This is a genomic window from Candidatus Pelagibacter communis (assembly GCF_001179965.1).
Classification (GTDB): Bacteria; Pseudomonadota; Alphaproteobacteria; order Pelagibacterales; family Pelagibacteraceae; genus Pelagibacter.
Map to the genome: position 1 here is coordinate 1 of NZ_CVSH01000028.1, position 1,093 is coordinate 1,093.

Genomic DNA, 1,093 nt, shown 5'->3' on the forward strand with positions numbered 1-1,093 from the left:
TGTTGATAATCTAGATCTTGCAACTCTCTCATTCCCAACTGATATGTAAAATTTAAGAGGGTCTACGATTTGAAATCTGGCAAAAGCATCGACAATTAATCTTTTTTGATCTGAAGCAATTACTTCTTCAGGCGGAGCATCTAAATTCAAAATTCTTTTATCTAAAAAAACAACATTCTGAATAAATGGTAACTTAAAGTTTAGTCCAGGTTTTAAAATTATTTTCTTTGGGTCACCAAATTGAAGAACAATAGCTTGATTAACTTCTTTAACAATAAATATAGAGAAAAATGCTACAACTGCTATCACTCCTATAACTGGTAATAAAATTTTTTTCATATTAGTTTGTTGCCTTTTTTAATTCAGGAAGTGGAAGGTATGGAACAACTCCAGATCCTGCTTCCTTATCAATAATAACCTTATCAATATCTGCCAAAACTTTTTCCATAGTTTCCAAATACATTCTTTCTTGAGTTACTTTTTTTGCATTTTTGTATTCATTAAAGATTGCCAAAAATCTACTTGCTTCACCTTCTGCTTTAGCGACCACTTCTTTTTTATAGGCCTCAGCAGCTTGTAAGATCTTTTGAGCTTCACCTCTAGCTCTTGGAATTACATCGTTTGCATAAGCTTCAGCTTCATTTTTAGATCTTTCCATATCAGCCCTTGCAGCTTGAACATCTCTAAATGCATCTATTACTTGATCAGGTGGATCGGCCTTTTGAGTTTGAACCTGTGTAATTTCAATTCCTGAACTGTATTCATCTAATATATTTTGTATAATTTCTTGCGTATCTATTTCAATTTTTGATCTTCCCTCTGTTAAAATTGGTTGAATATCGCTTCTTGCAATAACTTCCCTCATGGCTGTTTCTGCTGCAGCTTTTACAGTTCCTTCTGGATCTTGAATTTTAAATAAAAAATTTCCCGCATCTTTAATTACCCAAAAAACTGAAAAGTCTATGTTTACAATATTTTCATCTCCAGTTAACATTAAGCTTTCCTCTGGAACGTCAGCAACACCACTTGAACTGAAACCGCTATCTCTTTCAGATCTAAAACCTATATCGATTCTATTAACTTTAGTAACTTT

2 protein-coding genes are annotated in these 1,093 nt (G+C 32.7%); both read right to left on the reverse strand.

Going from position 1 to position 1,093, the window contains the following annotated elements:
* The coding region (locus tag AMN73_RS01360; RefSeq protein ID WP_256997824.1) for an SPFH domain-containing protein at nt 1-339 on the reverse strand (339 nt) is incomplete at its 3' end.
* A 1-nt stretch (nt 340) separates the two neighbouring features.
* Nucleotides 341-1,093, reverse strand: a 753-nt coding sequence (hflK, locus tag AMN73_RS01365) for an FtsH protease activity modulator HflK (RefSeq protein ID WP_075534513.1), incomplete at its 5' end; no start/stop codon positions are given.